Source organism: Fimbriimonadaceae bacterium (assembly GCA_019638775.1).
Taxonomy (GTDB): domain Bacteria; phylum Armatimonadota; class Fimbriimonadia; order Fimbriimonadales; family Fimbriimonadaceae; genus JAHBTD01.
This window is the reverse complement of sequence record JAHBTD010000001.1, coordinates 945,460-964,196: the sequence shown is the minus strand read 5'-3', so window position 1 is coordinate 964,196 and position 18,737 is coordinate 945,460. Positions and strand designations below refer to the sequence as shown.

Genomic DNA, 18,737 nt, shown 5'->3' with positions numbered 1-18,737 from the left:
CGCATCAAAACTTCAATTGTATAGGGTGAAGATTCGGGCGAGAAGCCTACGAAGCTTCCGAGCGAATCACAGCTTGACGTCGAGTGACATAGCTCTCATATGCTGCGATCTTGTCTTGAATCTCCTTGGGGTGAGTTTCAGCATATCGAAGAGCTGCGGCGAGAGCGCCCTTGGAGAGCGAAGGGAATGTCTCGCAAAGATCGCCTACCGAGCCGACCTTTCGGTATTCCAGAATGACTTCCCAAACCGGAACATGGTTGTCGCTCATTCGCGCAGTTCCACTCTCGGCCTCGATTTCGATGTACTGTTCCCAAGTCTTCGTCGAGGAGCGGAGAGATTCGAGCCGCTTTTCAAGTTCGGCAGCGTCGATGTTGAGAATTTCGCAGGCGCGCTCGTGGTCGATTTCACGCCGATCCACGGCCCACAAAACTACGTCTCGAAGGAGATCGGGCTGGGCTTCCCACACAGCAGCGAGCGCCCGCTCAACCCGGGCCGGATCGCTCACGGCTAAGTGGGCAAGTTGTTCTAACTGCCAGGCTTCAAATGCCAGTTTTGTCATGCGTCTTTCCTTGACTGAGCGAAACCGGCAGTGGTTTCTGAACAGGCACGACCCTGTGCCATTTGCATCTCAGATTTTCGCATCTTAGTTGTTTGAACTCCAGTTTGTTGTCTGAGTTTCAACCCCTAGGACGTCTGCGCTGTGGTCGTTCATTCGACTCCGACTCGGTGATTGTGCCGAATCTGGACATCATTGTCAAGTAAAAAGCAACTTAACGAGCTTTCATACAGGGTCGGATGCTCCCATCGACCTTCGGAGTGTCCACATCCCGGAAGCCACACCAACCGACAACGATCTGGTGCCGCCTCCTTGTTTCGAACGGCTTCTCCGGGTAGAGCAAGCGTGTCGCGGTCGCCGTGAAGCAGCAGGAACTCGGCATGGCTGGCGTCTTTTATGGCTTGGGCAACATCGACTTTGAATGGGTTCACGCGAATAAACAGGCTCGGGAGAAACACGGTCGGAGCGAGAAGGGTTTGCAGGAATCTCCCGCCGACGAACCTCCACCAACCCAAGATTGCCGACGGCAAGCGAGAATATGCCGAATCGAGGACGACGATCGACGACAGGTGCGGATACTTGGCTACGGCAAGCGCCGAAGCCACCGCCCCCATGCTGCTGCCGATGAGCACAACCGGCAGATCAGGATGCTTTGACTTTGCGAACTCTACAGCCGAGCGCACATCTTCAACTTCGTAAACGCCACATCCGCACAAGCCTTTTCCGCTGCGCCCATGCCCTCGAAAATCGTAAGTGAGGCATGCACAGCCCTGATTGAAGAGTTGGATGGCCAATGGCGACAGCTCGGAACGGTTCATGATGTAACCGTGCGAGAGGATGACAATCGCTACCGGATTGTCGGGCTCGCTCCACCACCCTTTGAGCGTGATGCCGTCCGAAGTCGTAAAGAAAACATCCTCTTGCGGAACGCCGAGCGATCCCGGCCCAAAATAGACAGGCGTGCGAAAGGGGTGCACGCTGATCCAACTGATTGCGAGAAGCACGAGCAAGTAGAAGCCGAGGATGCCAAGAATCCAAACCATCGTTAATCCGTTATCCTTACGCATCTTATGCGGTCTGGGTGGCGTCAGGTAAGTTTGGTACTACAAAAACGGGATGTTTGCACTCAACTTTTATTCGGACCTCTACGGAGATGTGCTTCAGAACAACCGCAAGACGGTCACGATCCGGCGTGGAGACAAGTCGGACAAGTACCAGGCGGGCATGATCGTGTGGGTCACCGTCGGGCCTCGCTTTGGCCGACGACAGAAGCTGTTCTCGGCGATCTTAGACCGCGTCGAAGTCAAGCGAATCTCTGAGCTCTCCCCTCGCGACATCGAACGCGAGAGCCCTGAACTGCGCTCGCAAGAGGATGTGATTGAGCTTCTTTCGCGCATCTACGGCGATTTCGTCACCCCGAACGATCTGATCACCGTGATATACTTCTCGCGGGTGGACGACTAAGCCTCACCTACGAATCTTTATCCCTTTCCGCCCGTCGTGGCGATGCCCTGGATAAACGTCTTTTGGGCAAAGAAAAAGAGCACGATGATCGGGATCGTGAAGAGAGTCGAGGCTGCCATCAACAACGCCCACATGCCACCGTGCAAGCTCAAGAACTGTTGCAGGCCGTAGGCGAGCGTGTACTTCGAGACATCGCTGATGTAGAGAAGCGGTCCCAGAAAGTCGTTCCAAGTGCCGATGAACTGGAACAGCGCGCAGGTCGCCAACGCCGGCTTGGACAGCGGCAAAATGAGGCGGGTAAAGATCGTCCAATCACTCGCGCCGTCCACTTTGGCAGCCTCCGACATCTCGCTCGGGATGGTCTTAAAAAACTGCGTCAGCAAGAAAATATAGAAAGCCGAGCCGCAAAATGACGGCACGATGAGCGGAAGATAGGTGCCGTACCATCCCAGCGATCGAAAGAGCGCAAACACCGGGATCATGGTCACCTGTCCGGGCAACGCCATCGTCGCAATCATGATCATAAACAGCGCGTTGCGGCCCCAGAAATGAATCTTTGCAAAGCCGTACGCCACCGTTGCGCTTGAGATGACTGCGCCAATCACCGTAAAGAAGCAAAGAATGAGGGTGTTCTTGAGATAACTCAGTAGGGGCACCGTACTCAGCGCCTCGGGGTAATTGTTCCAAGCCACCGGACGGGGCAGCAGCGAGCCAATCGTGAAGGCCGTTCCTGCTTGGTCCCTCATAAAAAGCTGGTCCTCACCTTTGAGCGAAGTCGAAACCATCCAGATCAGCGGCATGAGCGCCGGTATCGCGAGCATGACAAGAGCGAAGTAGACCAACGCCTTTTGACTAATTGGGAGCTTGGGACGGGCTTCACTCATCGTAGCCCAACTCCTTGCGGCGCTTTAGCTCCTCTCGCATATTCGTCTCAAGCATCTCTATCGCAGCTTTGGGCGTCATGTTGCCGCGCTTGACGAAGTCGGATGCACGGCCTGTTTGATCGTTCAAAAACTGCAAGTAGGGCACTTCGGGCATCGTCTTGCAGTTCGGACTGTCGATAATGTCGATGAAGGCTTGGAACTGTGGGTTCTTCTGAAGCCACGCTTGAAAGGTCTTTGTTTCGGTGATTTTTGGCGAATAGGGAAGCCAGCCTCCCCGGTTGTAGCAACTGGCTCCAATCTCACGATTCTCAATCCCGGTCCAGAACTTGATGAACTCCCACGCTCCCTTTTTCTGCTTAGCCGACGTGGGAATGACCATAAAATTCCCGCTCACAACTCCGGCAAGCTCCTTGCCGTTTTTGGGTGGAGGCACAGGAATGATCCGGTAGGGGATGTCCTGCGCATACTTGCGTATCTCCTCAACACGCCATTGCCCATCCAGAGTCACGGCATACGCTCCCGACAAGAAGGGCCACCCGCCAGTATCGGACCCTGTGTTTAATCCCGACGAGAACTTCTGCATCGCGTCAAAGCCGTACTCGCGGAAATAGTTGGCATACCATTGCATCGCAGCCAGGTTCTCAGGAGTGTTGATGAGGAGTTCTCGTGTCTTGAAGTCGTAGAACCCACCGCCAAAACAGTAGGCCGTGAACTGGTAGTAATCGAGGCTCAACCCGAGGCGGGTGATATTGCCGCCCTTGTCTCGCTTGGTGAGCTTGCGTCCCCACCCCTCCAAGCCTTCAAGAGTCGTCGGAAAGTTATCCGGGTCGAGCCCCGCCTCTTCCAAGAAATCCGTGCGCACATACAGCGCGTACATATCCGCCCCGATGGTGATCCCATACAGCTTGCCATCCACCATGCCGCTGTCACGTATCACGGGGTAGCTCTCATCAAGATATCGCTGATATTCTTCCGGCGACATCATTTCAGATAGAGGCGTCAGCAGGTTCTGCTGGGCGAGCGACGGCAGCGCGCCGTTCCAAAACGACATCACATCAGGTGGATCGCCGCCGGTGACAGCGAGGACAAACTTGAAGTCCGCCCCATACGAAGGAACGGAGAGTGGGATGACCTCATACTCCTCCTGGCTCTTGTTGAAGTCGTCGCAGATGGTCTGCACGATCCTTGCCCACTCACCACCCCACCGATGCCAAAACCGCACGACTGTCCGCTCGGGGAATTGCTGCTTCTCGGGGTTCGGCGCAGAAAAGACGTAGACGATAAAGACGAGCGCAAGCGCCACGCCAAACCACCGCACCCAACGCCGCACCAGCGCGTTAGCCGCCATAGTGAACCCACCTCTTTTGAGACTTGAATACAATGGCAGTTAAGGCCACGACGACGACAAAGAGAACCCAGGCCATCGCGCTGGCGTAGCCCATATCCTGATACTTCCAGGCACGATTGAAGAGGTACATCGCATAAAACATCGTGCTGTCTTCAGGTCCGCCACGCGTCATGACGAAGGCCTGAGTGAAGTACTGGAACGACCCAATGATCCCCATCACCAAGTTGAAGAAGATAACCGGCGTCAGCATGGGGAGTGTGATCTTCCTCGTGCGCTGCCACGCATTTGCGCCGTCGATGACCGCTGCTTCATAAAGATGCGTCGGGACATCTTTCAGTCCGGCAAGATAGATGACCATGCTGCCGCCCACTCCCCAGAGCCCCAGCAGAATGAGGCTGTTGAAAGCCCACGGTGTTTGGCTAAGCCACGAGGGGCCTTCGATCCCTATTGCGCGCAGGACGGTGTTGACCAAGCCAATCGTGGGGTTGAGCAGCCACATGAACACAACACTGACCGCTACGGTTGGAACGATAGACGGCAGAAAGAAAATCGCTCGAAAGACGGTCATCCCACGGACGTTGATGTTCAGCAGCAGAGCCAGCGCGACGCCAGCGACAATCCCGAGAGGCACAGCAACTAGCGCGTACTTCACCGTGACCCACAACGACCGCCAAAAGAGATCGTCTTGAGTGAAGAGCTGATTGTAGTTGGCACCGCCAACCCACTTCGGAGAAGAGAGGATGTTGTAGCGGGTGAACGAGAGATAAACGCTCTGCAAGAAAGGCCACAGCGTGAACGCAAGAAAACCGATGACCCAGGGGCTCACAAAGAGCCACCCCGAGAGATTATTTCGCTTCCTTCCGTTCATTGGCTATCTATACTAACCGGACAGACCTAAATCGTGTCGGAAATGTTCGATGCCTGATCTTGCCAATCTTCCGAATGACAGCCCTGACTCCTCGACCCCTAAAGTGAGCCGTTTTGCAAAAGGTGGCGGCTGGAAAGGTGTCGTGAGGAGGTTGATGATCGCTGTCTGGGTGATTGCTGGACTGCTTCTGCTCTTTTACCTGTGGCAACCCAACAGGATCGACCTCGTTCAAAAGCGCCCCAAAGCGCCACTGCCAAGAATGCCAATCGCGGACACTGGCTTGCTCAGCAAGACCTCAAGAGTGCTAGTGATCACCGGTCACCCCGACGATGAGGCGTACTATGTCGGAGGCACTTTGTTTGCCCTGAAAGATGCGAAGGCAAGCGTCAAGCTGATCGCTCTGACCAACGGCGACAAGGGCTACTACTTCTTTAGCGACTCGAAAGCGCTGACGAAGGTGCGCCAAGCCGAACTTCGCGAATCCTGCGAGAAAGTGGGCGCGGAAGTGGACTTTTACAATGAACCGGATGGACGCCTACCCGTCAGCGACGAGATCATCGACAGAGTCGCTGTCGCTATCCAGGCCTATCGCCCAACCCATATCCTCTGCTTCGATCCTGACTACCCTCCTCGCATTAGCCACGGTGACCACCGCGCTGCCGCGGAGATCGCGCGCGATGCAGCAAAGAAGGCGGAGTACAACGGTTGGATGATGCATTTCAGCACGATGGGATCGAACACGGCGGTTGACGTGTCGGTTTTCTGGTCGCAAGCCGAGGAGTTGCTTGCCATCCACAAGAGCCAGTTCTTCGGTGAGAAACTGGAGCGCATTCGCAATACCGTCAGCAATAACGCCCTCAATGCGGGTGAGCAGTGGGGAGTGGCCTATGCAGAGCCGTTCCGAGCGGTGAAGTTGGACATTGGCAAGTAGCAAGTTCGGTGCCTCCCGAGTACGAAGTACACGATACGCGTAGAATGAAACGGTGAAGCCAAGGAATCCCGATAAACCCAAGCTCACAAGGACCGATTACTATTTCTTGATCGGCGGACCGGTGGCGTTTATCGCTTTTGCCATCCTTGGGATTTTGTGGATTCTCGGCCCTCCACCCCGACAAAACCCGATCAAGCTCATCAAAGACGGCGAGGTTCGAGTCGGTATGTCGATCGGTCAGGTTGAGGATGTCCTTGGTAGGCCAAAGGAGATATCGGAGCTACCGGACGGCGGGTTGCGGTACTTGTACGTACGCAATGCGGACACCGCGTTCGTTGCCGACGAGGGGATTGTGGAGTTTAGTCCGACTGGGCAGGTCACTCGGGTGGCGACGGACCAGTTCAACGCCGTCCCGCCTGACCAGAGATAGCCATCAGGCTTTAGCCCCGCTTTCTCTTGATCTTTGCTATAATAAGCAGGTCGAGATAAGGCTCAACGGTTTGAAGTGCCGGCGGATCCTCGAGAAAATCGCGGAACCGCCGGCTCTTTTGTTTGCGCGGCGCCGCACTTTGGAGGAAGCATCAATATGTCCACTCTCGTGATCATTGGCGCCCAGTGGGGCGATGAAGCCAAAGGCAAGCTGGTCGACGTCCTTGGCAGTCAGGCGAATATGGTCGTTCGCTACAGCGGCGGCAACAACGCCGGACACACCGTCATCGTCTCAGGTGAGGAGTTCAAGTTCCACCTCATTCCGGCGGGAATCCTGCACCCGAACGTCACCTGCATTCTTGGCGGCGGCATGGTGATTTGTCCGAAGGCGCTGCTGGAAGAGCTCGACCGTACGCGGGCCGCCCGAGCAGAACTCGGCACCCTTTGGATCAGTCCGGGTGCGCACATCGTGTTCCCTTATCACCGACTGCTGGACCAGCTCGAAGAAGAAGCTCGTGGAGCCAACAAGATCGGCACCACGTCGCGCGGCATCGGTCCATGTTACCAAGACAAAGTTGCACGTTTCGGCATTCGGATGGATGAACTCGTCGATCCGTCAGTCTTCCCGACCCGCTTGAAGGAAGTGCTCAAGGTCAAGAACCGAATGATCGAGTTGCTCGGCGGCACCGCGCTCCCCTATGATGAGCTTCTGAAGGAGTATTCCGGTTATGGCGAGCAGCTGCGGGCGTTCGTAAAGGACACCGACGTCATGGTGCAAGACGCCGTCTACTCGGACAAGAAGGTGATGTTCGAAGGCGCGCAAGGGACGTTCCTTGACCTCGATTCGGGCACGTACCCGTTCGTGACGAGCAGCCATCCGACGGCTGGTGGCGCTTGCTTCGGCACGGGCATCGGTCCACGCTCGATCAACTCCGTATTGGGCGTCTGTAAGGCTTACACCACCCGTGTCGGCTCGGGGCCATTCCCAACCGAACTGCTCGACGACGTCGGCGAATGGATTCGTCAGCACGGAAAAGAATACGGCACCACAACGGGCCGAGGCCGCCGGTGCGGCTGGCTGGATATGGTCTTGCTGAAGCAGAGCGCACGGCTGAACTCCCTCAGCGGCTGGGTGGTCACGCGTATGGATATCCTATCCGGCTTTGAGAAGGTAAAGGTCGCGACGTCGTATTCGGTGGATGGCGAAGAGATTCAGCACGTTCCCCAAAGCGCCGCCAAGTTCGCCCGCTGTGAGCCCGTGTATACGGAAGTGGAGGGGTGGTCGGACAATCTTCGTGTGTGTCGAAAGCTCAGCGATCTACCGGAAACGGCGCAGGCTTATCTGCGGATGATTGAGGAGTATACGGGCGTCCCGGTAGCAATGGTCAGCGTCGGCCCGGACCGGGATGAAACGATCATGGTCCGCCCAGAACTGATCTGGGGTTAATCGTAGAAGATTTCTCTATATCTGCAGATATGGAGGGCAAAGCGCTAATCCTCCAGGCTGCAAGCCTGGAGGCAAAAGAACTCCATTCGTGCGCCCGTATAGACCATTGAAACAGGGATCGGGGCGGCAGATCACGCGCGCAGTTCGAGCCGTTCTCGCGCGCTGGCCAAAAGCAAAATGCACCACTTACGTAGCTGATCTGGGGTCGCAGACAACCAGTCGTAAAGACCGTAGAGAGACCATAAGGCTCCGGTAAGCAACGCTATCGAACCGTATCCTCGATTGTGGATGATCTGATGGATTCCAAACGCCATGATGATGGCTGCTACAAGGATTCTTCGAAGGCCCGAATATCGTCGGTAAAGCGTAAACGCGCCAACCATGAAAGCCCAGGGCAATATCCATGCGAAGAAATCAACGTAATAGCCAAGAATCGGCATCAAGGTCAGGATATTCGTCGTGCTATAACCCGTTGTCTGGTCACTTGGGACAGTAAGGAGATCACGGCTTGTCGATCGCAAAAATAGGCCGATAAGGAAAAAACACACACCGCCGACAATCGCAGCTAAACGGCATTGCCACTCCAGAAACCCAAGAGTGTTTTTCCCACCGTAGAACTCAACGGTCTGCATGTGGGTTATCTTGTTTAGAGGGTCGGTCTCTGGCATATCGGATTGAAACCTTATCTTTGCGAGATTGAAACTTATTCTACAATCCCTTTGCCAACATTCCAACATCCAACTACGTCAGGATAGAAAAGCATGCCGCAGTTTCGCTATCAGGCGACCGATGCCTCCGGGCGGACCGTCGAGGGCCAAATACAGGCCGGTGACGCCGCCGAAGCAACCCGCATGCTCGGCACTCGCGGCTACCAGGTCCGGGCTATCTCCGATATAAACCTGCAACAGCGGGTCCAAACACCGCAACAGCCACCGCAAAGGCCCGTTCAACACGCCGCCCAAAGGATGGCAGGACAAGCCGCGCCGCCCATCGCCCGGACAACGACCGAGACCCCACGCCCCACTTCGCCGCCATCGCTGAACGCCATCCCCCAACGGGCTGCGCCGGTCGAAAGGAGGACGCGCAAAGGCTCCGAGAAGACCAACTTTTTCCTCTTTTCCCAGCTCGCAAGCTTCCTTCGCGCCGGCACAAACCCCGCCGACGCCTTCAGCAACGTCGCCTCCCACTGCACCCGCGCCGACTACCGAGAGGCCTTCACCCGCGCAAGCCAAGCAGCTTCAGAGGGTCGCCCCACAAGCGATGTCTTGGCGGAATACACGGACCTATTTCTGCCTCATATTCCGGGGCTCATGCGGGCGGGCGAGCAGGGCGGCTTCTTGCCCGAAGTGGTCGAGGCCATCAGTAAGCAGAGCAAGGAGTCTTATCAGTACAAGCTGGTCTTCAAGATCCTTCATTGGACGTGGATCAGCTTCTTGGCGGGCATTCCCTTGGGCATCATGATCGTGGATGGTGGCCTCAACACGTGGGATGCCCAGAGCCTAGCTGGGGGCAGGCTTTCCGGTTCGGGTGCGATGATGGATGGGCAAAAGACGGCATTCATCGGGGCTCTTCCCTTGCTTCTCGGGTGTCTGGCCGCGTACCTCATTATCCGAGCGCTTTGGGCGTCCCGGGCAAACCGCAGGCGACGCCATCGATGGCTGCTGAAGATCCCCGTCATTGGCAAGCGGGCAACCCATGAATCCATCGCCGTCTTGTGCTGGATTCTGGGTCTGCTGGGCAAAACCGGGATGGCGCCTAGGTCGAGCCTTGAGATCGCCGCGTCTGCCATGCCCAATCTTGAATTGAGCGAGCAGTTCGGCTCCGTCGCGGGCAACATATCGGAAAGTGTGACGCTTTCGCAGGCTCTCCACGGCAACCGCTCCCTCCCTCCCGAGTTCATTCCGATGGTCGCGACCGGAGAGGTCACCGGCGATGTGGCGACTCAGCTCTTCCAACTCTCTGAGGCTGCCCGGACGGGCCTCAAAGCCGAAGAGAATCAGACGAAGTGGCGCACTGGCTGCTGGATCGCAATCATCATTGCCCTGTTCTCAACGTTCACGGTGTGGCTGGTCTATGGGCGACTGTACGGCGGAATCAGCGACAGCCTGGATAGAGAAGTCAATGAAGCCACCACCGGCGGGGCTCCGTAGGATGGGACTGGATAACTGATTTCCGATCTCTGATTTCCATCAACTGACCGATCATACAAATAGAGCCCGCCGATACGTCGTAAACTTAGGTAAGCCGACTATGCCCGTTTTTGAATATCAAGCCATCGACAAGGAAGGGAAGGCGATTCGAGGAACGCTCTTTAGCGGTTCTGTAAGCCAAGCCTCCGAACAGCTGCTTTCGCGCGGGCTCACCGTTCAGCATCTGGGCGTACCAGCCGGATACGATGATCCCCTTGGTGGACAACCAACAGGGTCGGAAGGCTACGTGCCCTACGAGAACGCCGGACCCACTCAAGCTCCACCCCAGGAGGGCAGCGCCTACACCAACGCCCCCCCAACCGAACCCCGCAGCAACGTCCAAACCAATATCGTCGGACCGCTGTTCAACACCGTCCCCCTCACTCAGCTTCAAATGTTCTTCCGGCAGCTCGCCACCATGCTCAAAGCAGGTGTGGGATTAGCCGCCGCGCTGGACACCTTGGCGGGGCAAACCGTCGATCCTCGTCTGGTTCACGTCATCCGCGAAATGAAGGGCCACGCCGAAGCGGGAAGGCCGATGTCTGCCGGAATGCAGCGCTACCCCGAAATCTTCTCGCCGATGATGGTCAGCCTGATCCGGGTCGGCGAAGAGATGGGCGGATTGGAGGAGCAGTGCGCCAGGACGTCCGAATACATCGAGCGCGAAGTTGAACTCCGCAACCTTCTCAAGCGCGTCACGCTTTATCCAAAGATCGTTGTCGTTGTCTCTATCTTGGTCATCGGCGCGGCCAATACCATCATCAAAATGGCAGGCAAAGAGGGCGGCATCAGCTCCCCGCTCACTACGCTTTCGACATGGTTTGTGATCGGGCCTTTGCTGATCGGGGCTTGGCTTTTTGTGAAGTTTGGACTGCGAAACCCAGCGACAAAGCAAAGCTGGGACGCGATGCTTTTGCGCATTCCTGCGCTGGGTCCAACGCTGCACGGGCTTTGCATGGCAAAGTTTGGGCGGGCGTTTGGGGCGATGTATTCCAGCGGCGTACCGTTGCCCAAGGCCGTGAAGTTGGGAGCGGATTCGTGCGGAAACGAACACATCCGTGCCCGCATCTATCCAGTCGCCAATCAGCTTCAAGAGGGCGCCGGGATTACCGAAACATTCGTCAAAACCGGGGTCTTTTCCCCAATCGTTTTGGACATGGCACGTACCGGTGAACAAACCGGAAACATCGACTTTATGCTGAACAAGATGGCCGAGTTTTACGAGGAGGAAGGCCGGACCAAGTCGATGCAGTTTGGCGTTATCTTTGGCGTTGTTTGCCTAATCTGCGTGGCGATCTACGTGGGCATTGTCGTGATCAAGTTCTACATAGAGATGTATTCGGGCGCGGCAAACGCAATGTCGTAACTTATCATGGCTGGCCGGTTTTATGAAGTCCTCGGACTCACGCACAAAGCGACCCCCGACGAGATTCGGACGGCCTACCGCAAGCTCGTCAAGCGATATCACCCCGACCACTCGCCCGACGCAAACTCTACCGAAATCTTTTTGAAGGTTCAGGAAGCGTATGAAGTCCTGAGCGACCCTGACCGCCGGGCGGAGTACGACCGTCTTCAGGTGGCTCAAGAGCAGCTGCGCAAGCAGCGCAAAGCTGCCGGAAATCAGGGCAGTGCAAAGCCACCGCCCAAATCAAACCAGGAAAGAGCTGCCACCAAAGCAAGCGCCAAAAGCCAGCGAGCGCCCAACGCCCAACGCCAACAGTCGAATGCGCCGCCAAGCCAAGCCCCCTCTCTTGCCGCCGAAGTCACTCGCCTTTCGATGCTCTTTGCCAAGGGCCGACTTGCCGAGGCCGAAACTCTTGCGATGCAGATCATCTCTCGTGATGCACGTGTGCCGCTGCCCTATGCAGTGCTTGGAGACGTTGCTCGGCAAAAAGGCAACTTCGCCGAAGCCAGCAAGATGTACGCCTATGCGGCACAGTTCGACCCCACCAATCCGGTCTACATCCGCAAGCACGAAGAGCTGATGAACCGGGTGTCGTACGAGAAGTACCCAAAAAGCTCCAAGAAGCCGGATGCGGTGTCGCCCGCTCCTTATGTTGGATTTATTCTTGTCTCGGCCAGTTGCGTTTATGTCGCCGTCAGTCGCGAAGTGGCGATCTTGCCTGCTCTCACGCTGATCAACACCTGGACGTTGGGACTGGTCGTGATGCTGTTCATTTCCGGTGTAACCGTTGGGGCCTCCCTCAGCGCAGGGCGGCTGCTCGACCGTTTCGACTCTTTCACAACCAATGCACTCGGGCGGGTTGCCCCATCACTAGCCCTCGCCCCAATCGCACTTGTGAATTTCTGGGCGGCTGTTGCCTTGTATGTGCTGCTCGGTCTTGGTCAAAAATCGTTTGCTTACTCCATTTCGCGGGTGCTTGCGTCGGTTTCGGCAGTCGTGCTGATGGCAACGCTCAGCGCAGTGGTATCGGGCCGGATTGAGCCGATGCAGGTCTTCCTTTGGGGCGGTAACATCGCGTACTTTGGCGCCTTGTGCGGCTGGATGGTCGCGGATTCTCTCAAGAGCGTTTGAGTGTTTGCCCGCCTGGATGGAGCATTACCGCGCCGGTCAACGTTTGTAATTTCAAGATGTCGCCATTCACTGCGCTCGGACTTGTTTTCACTTCCAGCATTTGTGGAGGTGCGTTAGGAGGCTTTGCCGGAGCGTTCATCGGGAAGTACTCCCCTGGCTATTACATCGCTGTGTTCGATGCAAAAAACGACTCCAGCTTCGACCCAGTCGCCGTCGGAATCGGGCGGGGAGTCACCCAAGGCATGATCGGCGGGCTCGTGCTTGGGTTGCTCCTGGTCGGCCTATATTTCTGGCGGGACAGTCGAACCCCGAAGCGGGAATCTGAGTCCTTATAGATAAGTGAGAAATCCCGAACGATCTGACGGACCGCTCACCGAACGTTTTCAGGAAGCGCTCCGTTTTGCTAACGAAGTCCACAGCCGCCAAGTGCGAAAGCACAAAGACGTTCCGTTTATCGCCCACCTCTTAGGCGTGTGCTCGATTGTGATGGAGTACGGCGGCGACGAGGATGAAGCCATCGCTGCACTGCTCCACGACGCTCCCGAAGACCAGGGCGGTCAGCCCATGCTGGACGAGATACGCGCCAAGTTTGGCGATGTCGTCGCCGACATCGTGGAGGAAGCGAGCGAACCGCTCCACCTTGGCAAAGCCTCCTGGCCCACTCGCAAGCAGGCTTACATCGAGGCCATCGCGACGCGTTCGCAAAGTGGATGCTTGGTCACGCTTGCCGACAAGATTCACAACGTGCAGTCGTTGCTGATGGTTTTGGAGTTGGACGGCGATAAGATGTGGCAGGCATTCAGTGCGTCCAAAGACGACAGCATTGGCTTTTACCGTCGGCTTGCCGATGCCTTTGAGGAGCGATGCAAAGAGTTCCCAGAGCTTCGGCTGATGTCCCGCCGATTTCACGGGCTTGTCGAACTCCTTTGCGAAGAAGCCTGCGTTCCCATGTAGCTAGTCAGCCCCTGATCCCGGTCGGGACCCGCAACCGCAAACCGAAATCCGGTGTATCCTTTCATTGACCATGGTGGGGGCTTGTCATGCCGGAAGAACATCTTAAATCCGACGAAGACGTCGATAAAATCTTAAGGATCGCCGTCAAACTGCCGGGCGGAACGGGTACTGCCGACCTGCGATCTCGACTGCAAGCCGCCGCCGACGAAATGGGCATCACGCCCGAACAGCTTGAAGAAGCGGAGAAACGGTACGCGGAGGAGAAGGAGCATCAAGACGCCCTTGAAACGTATGTTCAAGAGCAGCGGTCGGGATTCCTCGCAAACCTCTTCCCTTATCTCATCGCCGTTGCGTTATTCTTCTTCCTCGATTTTCGAAAGGACGGAACCCTAAGCTGGTTTTGGTGGCCCACGCTGGGATGGGGAGTGGGCGTCTTCTTCCATGCCTTGAGTGTTTTCAATCGGAAAAGTCAGTCCTTCCAAAAGGAGTTTGCGCGATGGAAGCGCAGACGCGACCGGCGTCGACGTCGTGAAAGCGATGATGATGATGACGAATTCGGGATCAATGCGCGTCTCAGCGGGGTCCATATCGCTGTCGGAAACAAGATCATAACTCCCAAATTTGAGGTCAGCGATTTACGGAAGTCGGATCGGAAGCGGAAAGACGACGACGATGATGACGATTGACGGCGACTGTTCCGCCGTTTGAGTAACCCTTGGAGGTTGGGGCATGAATACTGGTCGAGAAATCGTACGTTTCATTGCAGTTAGTCTGAGCGGCGTCTGTGCGGTCTTGTATTTAATTGTGCTTGTTGCTCGCCCCCTTGATTTGCTGCTTATGCTAGTCGTGCCCTTGGTCAGTCCGTGGATTCAGATTGCGGCTTGGCTCATTGCAATGTCTGGCGATTCCTTCGAGGACGAGATGGCAACACGTTACGTTTTTGTCTTTAACGTGCTATCGACACTCTTCGGGCTTGGCTTTGCCTTCACCTTGGGGATACATGATGTCCTGTTCGGTATTGCCCTGTCTGTGGGCAAATTCCAGATTCTGTCAACGGCTGTAATCTCGATAGGGATGTTTTTGCGACGCAGGCAAAAGCGTCGGTCTGAAGCTGACACTCAATAGCGCTCAACATCCTTCTGCGACCCCTCCATCTCAACCTCGGGGTTCCCAGCAAAGGCATCTAAGACCTTGCTCAGAATGCTCTCGACCTGCATAGCGCTGCTGCTTACCACCGTCACGCCAACCTCCGCATTCCCCCACAGATCGTTGTCGCCGACTTCGGCAATAGAGACTTGGTAGTCCCGACGAACGCGGTCGATGAGGCTGCGCAGGACGCGCCGCTTGTCCTTGAGCGACCGGCAACCGGGCAGGCGGAGGAAGATTTGGAGGATGCCAACGACCATCAGTTGTATTGTGGACGCTTCCGATCAGTTACGTGGAATTGACCGGTCACTTCGATGACCCGAGGAAACCGTTCTGAACCCGGTATCATATCTCCGCAGGTTCAATTTCTTATGGCAGCGCAACGTCGGGTCGTCGTCGTCGGAGGAGGTCTTGCCGGCCTCATGACCGCAATGAAGCTGGCGGAAGCCGGCGTCAAGGTCCAGCTTTTCAGCATCGTCCCCGTCAAGCGCAGCCACAGCGTCTGCGCCCAAGGCGGCATCAACGGCGCCGTCAACCTGCGCGGAGAGGGCGACTCCCCCTACCTCCACTTCGAAGACACCATCACGGGCGGAGACTTTCTCAACCACCAGCCCCCGGTCATGCGCATGACCGAGCGCGCCCCCGCAATCATCTATCTCCTCGACCGCATGGGCGTCCCTTTCAACCGCACCGACGAGGGAATGCTCAGCTTCCGACGCTTTGGCGGAACGCTGAAGCATCGGACGGCTTATGCCGGAGCCACCACCGGCCAGCAGCTTCTTTATGCGCTAGATGAGCAGGTTCGGCGGTGGGAAGCCAGCCACTTGGTCGAAAAATACGAAGGTTGGGAATTCCTTTCGCTCATCAAAGACAGCGAGGGCCGCTGCCGTGGCATCGTCGCCCAAGACCTGCGCAGCATGGAGATTCAGTCGTTCTCGGCGGACGCGGTCGTGGTTTGCACGGGTGGAAACGGGCTTATCTTCGGACGCAGTACAAACTCCATCATCAACACCGGCTCACCCGTGAGCATCTGCTATCAGCAGGGCGCAGTTTATGGCAATCCGGAGATGGTGCAGATTCACCCAACCGCCATTCCTGGAGAGGACAAGTGCCGCCTGATGTCGGAATCGGTGCGTGGAGAGGGCGGACGACTGTGGACTCCCCGCGACCCGAACGACGCTCGCAAGCCTGCCGACATCCCTGAGCCCGACCGGTGGTACTTCTGCGAAGAGCTCGACCCGGTTTATGGCAACCTCCTCAGCCGCGATCTTGTCAGCTTTATCATCTACTGCGTATGCCGTATGAACCGGGGCATCGGTGGGCGTCAGCAGGTTTATTTGGACATCACCCACCTACACCACAGCAAGGGCGGACCCTACTCCCGCGAGGTCATTAACGACAAGCTTGAGGGCGTGCTCGAGATCTACGAAAAGTTCATGCGTGAGGACCCCATCGAAACTCCCATGCGCATCTACCCGGCGGTTCATTACACCATGGGTGGGCTTTGGGTGGACTTCGAAAAGGGTCACGACACCGCCATCGACATCGACAGCCACCGCAACCAGATGACCAACGTCCCCGGCCTTTATGCTGCGGGCGAGTGCGACTATCAGTATCACGGGGCGAACCGCCTTGGCGCAAACGCACTGCTTTCGTGCCTCTATGGCGGAGAGATCGCCGCCCAAGGGGTGCAGGCCTACTTCAAGTCGATGGAGAAGGGCTACGAAGACCTGGATTCTTCGATTGCAGGGGATGCGCAGAAGTTTGAACAAGATCGATACGACAAGCTCAAAACCAATAACGGAGAAGAGAATCCATACCGGCTCCACGCAGACCTGAGCGAAATCATGTGGAACAAGTGCGGCATCTGGCGAACGCAGCGCGACCTTTTTGCCGCAAAGGATGAGCTCGCCGCCTTGGGCGAGCGAGCCAAGCAGTGCCGCGTTCTCGACGACTCGCCGTGGTCAAACCAAGCCGTTCCGTTCACCCGCGCCATCCAGAACATGATCGAGATGTCGAAGGCGATTGTGGGCGGCGCGATCGTGCGCGACGAGTCGCGCGGAGCCCACTTTAAGATGGACACGCCTGCCCGCGACGATGACAAGTGGCTGACCACAACCAAGGCGACTTGGACACCGAGCGGCCCCGAGTTCGACCTGAACGAAAAGGTGGACGTTAGCTACATCGCCCCCCGCCCCCGCAAGTACCGCATCAATCAGAACATGATTGTCAAAGAGGTCATGGGCGAAGACGCGCTTGTGGGCATTGGGAATCAGTAGACAAGGTTCAAGTTCCCCTTCCCTTGTTTGAGCGCAGCGAAAATGAGGGAGGGGTAGGGGAGGGAGAAAACTTCGCCCTAAACCTTCAAATGCACACCTCTTAACCCTTGAGCGCGACTGCGTTGTTGCATGTTGTCATAGAACTCCTTGGTGTCGATCCCGAATAGGGAGCCTGCGATCAGCAACAGAATAACGAGCATGGCTGTTGGAGCTTACTGAGTTGAGGAGAAACGATAGCTTTGGGTCTCCACTCGCACGCCTCAACCTTCTATTGTCCACGACCATAGATGCTTGACACATTCTGCCAATACATCCCTTACACATTGCAGGGTGAAGTGGAGAAAGATCGCGGATCGCTTGAGGGCTAACCCGCAAACCTGCCTGATTTCCGCTTGCATTCCCAGCATGGCCCCGGACTCAGCAACCCCTGGCACACATCCTGCAACGCCAACAGTTGGTTGGTGTATTCATGAAAGGAAGAGCATTTTTAGTTATCTCATTGTTTGCGGTTGGTGCATCAAGCCATGCCATAACAATGCAGTTCGTTGGGACGAATAAGGGCCAGACCGTCAAGATGTCCGGCTCCGTACAGCCCGGAAGTTGGTTTGCGGGCTCGCTTAAATACAAGATTGACGGAGTGGACACGATCACCCTTTGTGGCGATCTCACCACTCAGCAAACCGGGAACGGCCCTTGGAATGTGACCAAGGCTCTCACCTCTACCCAAGGCCCGAAGTTTACAAAGGCCGGGCAGATGGTGACGCAGTTCTACGGCGACGCCTTGACAAACAACACAAAGGCAGCAGCTCTGCAGCTTGCAATTTGGGAGATCTTGCACGAGACGAGCGGCACGTTTGACCTCACATCTGGTGCGGTTAAACTCGACAGCACAACGAGCAACTATGCCTCGCTAATTGCAAACGCAAACTCTTACGAGACGGCGGCTTCGCCTGCCGGTGATGCCTGGCGATATATCTCTACCGATGGCGGATTTCAAGGCCAGATGAGCCCAGTACCAGAGCCAGCCTCGCTTGCGGCTCTCGGTGTGGGTGCCATCGCATTGCTTCGCCGACGCAAGAAGAAATAGTTTCTTGGCAGTTGCATTACATCGGCTCGGAGTTTCTCCGGGCCGTTTTTTTGACTCAGGTCTTTGCAAGAACAACCACCTCGTGGAGCCTGGTGGGTGTAAACCCAAACGCAGATCACGTAGACTAAAGGGCAATGCGACCCTATATCCCATTATCTCGATGGGGGCCTGCGTGAATCCGCGCTGGTCGGTACGGGTCCGTGCCGCTCGCAATCTCTCGACAGTGTTCGCTGGCAAATCCAGCCTGAATATTCTGTCGCGTGTCTCCACTTCCGGGGTCGAATCCGCCCCCGATCCAATCCAAACGATACTCGGCGCTCTTGCCGCTGATATCAACGGCTGCTTCGAGCGTTCCCTCACCCGTAGGCGGGTGTTGGTGGACGCAATGGAGGCAACCCTCTTTGCCGACCTGCACAGCCCGATGGTCGCGGCCGGTGTAATCGGGGAGGAAGGAAACCCCGCAATCGAAGCCATCGACATCTCATTTTTTGCATCGACAGACGGCGACGACTCCGTCGTGGAGAGCGCATGGGAAGAAGCCTTGCGCTCATCGTCGCTGTTCCAAACCTTCTCAAAAAGCGCAAAGGTGCATGTCACCTTTCGCCATATGTGATTCGCT

General features: G+C 56.4%; 21 protein-coding genes. 14 read left to right on the top strand and 7 right to left on the bottom strand.

Annotation, left to right across the window (positions count from 1 at the left end; genetic code table 11):
• Positions 1 to 46 precede the first annotated feature (46 nt).
• Both KF784_04525 and KF784_04520 read right to left on the bottom strand, forming a co-directional pair.
• Positions 47 to 559 (bottom strand): hypothetical protein, encoded by a 513-nt coding sequence (locus KF784_04525; protein MBX3118308.1) that lies wholly within the window; start codon positions 557 to 559, stop codon positions 47 to 49.
• Between the two features lie 149 nt (positions 560 to 708).
• Positions 709 to 1,623, bottom strand: coding sequence for an alpha/beta fold hydrolase (locus KF784_04520; GenBank protein ID MBX3118307.1), 915 nt, complete (start codon positions 1,621 to 1,623; stop codon positions 709 to 711).
• A gap of 49 nt (positions 1,624 to 1,672) precedes the next feature.
• On the opposite strand from KF784_04520, the gene KF784_04515 reads away from it, so the two are divergent.
• Entirely contained in the window at positions 1,673 to 2,020 is a 348-nt protein-coding gene (locus KF784_04515) for a hypothetical protein (GenBank protein ID MBX3118306.1), read from the top strand.
• Positions 2,021 to 2,037: 17 nt separating this feature from the next.
• Here the strand turns inward: KF784_04515 and KF784_04510 are convergent, their stop codons facing one another.
• The 3 genes from KF784_04510 to KF784_04500 are packed head-to-tail and all read right to left on the bottom strand — an operon-like array spanning position 2,038 to position 5,120.
• Complete coding sequence (locus KF784_04510; GenBank protein ID MBX3118305.1) at positions 2,038 to 2,904, bottom strand: carbohydrate ABC transporter permease; 867 nt, start codon at positions 2,902 to 2,904, stop codon at positions 2,038 to 2,040.
• On the bottom strand, positions 2,897 to 4,252 hold the full coding sequence (locus KF784_04505) for an ABC transporter substrate-binding protein (protein ID MBX3118304.1): 1,356 nt from the start codon (positions 4,250 to 4,252) through the stop codon (positions 2,897 to 2,899). Before KF784_04505 ends, KF784_04510 begins: the two co-directional genes overlap by 8 nt.
• Positions 4,242 to 5,120 (bottom strand): sugar ABC transporter permease, encoded by an 879-nt coding sequence (locus tag KF784_04500; protein ID MBX3118303.1) that lies wholly within the window; start codon positions 5,118 to 5,120, stop codon positions 4,242 to 4,244. The genes KF784_04505 and KF784_04500 overlap by 11 nt, the downstream gene beginning before the upstream one ends.
• A gap of 154 nt (positions 5,121 to 5,274) precedes the next feature.
• Here KF784_04500 and KF784_04495 point away from each other — a divergent pair, with 154 nt between their 5' ends.
• The 3 genes from KF784_04495 (at position 5,275) to KF784_04485 (ending at position 7,927) form a co-directional block, all read left to right on the top strand.
• Positions 5,275 to 6,051, top strand: coding sequence for a PIG-L family deacetylase (locus KF784_04495; protein ID MBX3118302.1), 777 nt, complete (start codon positions 5,275 to 5,277; stop codon positions 6,049 to 6,051).
• Positions 6,052 to 6,103: 52 nt separating this feature from the next.
• A complete protein-coding gene (locus KF784_04490) occupies positions 6,104 to 6,481 on the top strand; it encodes a hypothetical protein (protein ID MBX3118301.1) in 378 nt (125 codons plus the stop codon).
• 156 nt (positions 6,482 to 6,637) lie between these two features.
• Positions 6,638 to 7,927, top strand: coding sequence for an adenylosuccinate synthase (locus tag KF784_04485; protein MBX3118300.1), 1,290 nt, complete (start codon positions 6,638 to 6,640; stop codon positions 7,925 to 7,927).
• Positions 7,928 to 8,058: 131 nt separating this feature from the next.
• Here KF784_04485 and KF784_04480 read toward each other — a convergent pair whose 3' ends face one another.
• Entirely contained in the window at positions 8,059 to 8,559 is a 501-nt protein-coding gene (locus tag KF784_04480; GenBank protein ID MBX3118299.1) for a hypothetical protein, read from the bottom strand.
• Positions 8,560 to 8,688: 129 nt separating this feature from the next.
• Here KF784_04480 and KF784_04475 point away from each other — a divergent pair, with 129 nt between their 5' ends.
• The 7 genes from KF784_04475 (at position 8,689) to KF784_04445 (ending at position 14,731) form a co-directional block, all read left to right on the top strand.
• On the top strand, positions 8,689 to 10,077 hold the full coding sequence (locus KF784_04475) for a type II secretion system F family protein (GenBank protein MBX3118298.1): 1,389 nt from the start codon (positions 8,689 to 8,691) through the stop codon (positions 10,075 to 10,077).
• 100 nt (positions 10,078 to 10,177) lie between these two features.
• Positions 10,178 to 11,482: a type II secretion system F family protein gene (locus KF784_04470; protein ID MBX3118297.1), complete on the top strand. Its 1,305-nt coding sequence runs from the start codon at positions 10,178 to 10,180 to the stop codon at positions 11,480 to 11,482.
• Between the two features lie 6 nt (positions 11,483 to 11,488).
• Positions 11,489 to 12,652 (top strand): DnaJ domain-containing protein, encoded by a 1,164-nt coding sequence (locus KF784_04465; GenBank protein ID MBX3118296.1) that lies wholly within the window; start codon positions 11,489 to 11,491, stop codon positions 12,650 to 12,652.
• 56 nt (positions 12,653 to 12,708) lie between these two features.
• Positions 12,709 to 12,987 (top strand): hypothetical protein, encoded by a 279-nt coding sequence (locus KF784_04460; protein MBX3118295.1) that lies wholly within the window; start codon positions 12,709 to 12,711, stop codon positions 12,985 to 12,987.
• Between the two features lie 4 nt (positions 12,988 to 12,991).
• A complete protein-coding gene (locus tag KF784_04455) occupies positions 12,992 to 13,606 on the top strand; it encodes an HD domain-containing protein (protein ID MBX3118294.1) in 615 nt (204 codons plus the stop codon).
• A gap of 86 nt (positions 13,607 to 13,692) precedes the next feature.
• Entirely contained in the window at positions 13,693 to 14,292 is a 600-nt protein-coding gene (locus KF784_04450; GenBank protein MBX3118293.1) for a 2TM domain-containing protein, read from the top strand.
• A gap of 43 nt (positions 14,293 to 14,335) precedes the next feature.
• Positions 14,336 to 14,731, top strand: coding sequence for a hypothetical protein (locus KF784_04445; protein ID MBX3118292.1), 396 nt, complete (start codon positions 14,336 to 14,338; stop codon positions 14,729 to 14,731).
• On the opposite strand, the gene KF784_04440 is transcribed toward KF784_04445, so the two are convergent.
• Positions 14,725 to 15,012, bottom strand: coding sequence for a DUF503 domain-containing protein (locus KF784_04440; GenBank protein MBX3118291.1), 288 nt, complete (start codon positions 15,010 to 15,012; stop codon positions 14,725 to 14,727). The genes KF784_04445 and KF784_04440 overlap by 7 nt on opposite strands.
• A 111-nt stretch (positions 15,013 to 15,123) precedes the next feature.
• Here KF784_04440 and sdhA point away from each other — a divergent pair, with 111 nt between their 5' ends.
• The 3 genes from sdhA (at position 15,124) to KF784_04425 (ending at position 18,731) form a co-directional block, all read left to right on the top strand.
• Complete coding sequence (gene sdhA, locus KF784_04435) at positions 15,124 to 17,031, top strand: succinate dehydrogenase flavoprotein subunit (GenBank protein ID MBX3118290.1); 1,908 nt, start codon at positions 15,124 to 15,126, stop codon at positions 17,029 to 17,031.
• Positions 17,032 to 17,500: 469 nt separating this feature from the next.
• On the top strand, positions 17,501 to 18,118 hold the full coding sequence (locus KF784_04430; protein ID MBX3118289.1) for a PEP-CTERM sorting domain-containing protein: 618 nt from the start codon (positions 17,501 to 17,503) through the stop codon (positions 18,116 to 18,118).
• A 172-nt stretch (positions 18,119 to 18,290) separates the two neighbouring features.
• Positions 18,291 to 18,731 carry an OsmC family protein gene (locus KF784_04425; protein ID MBX3118288.1) on the top strand — a complete coding sequence of 147 codons (441 nt, stop codon included), beginning with the start codon at positions 18,291 to 18,293 and terminating at the stop codon, positions 18,729 to 18,731.
• Positions 18,732 to 18,737 lie beyond the last annotated feature (6 nt).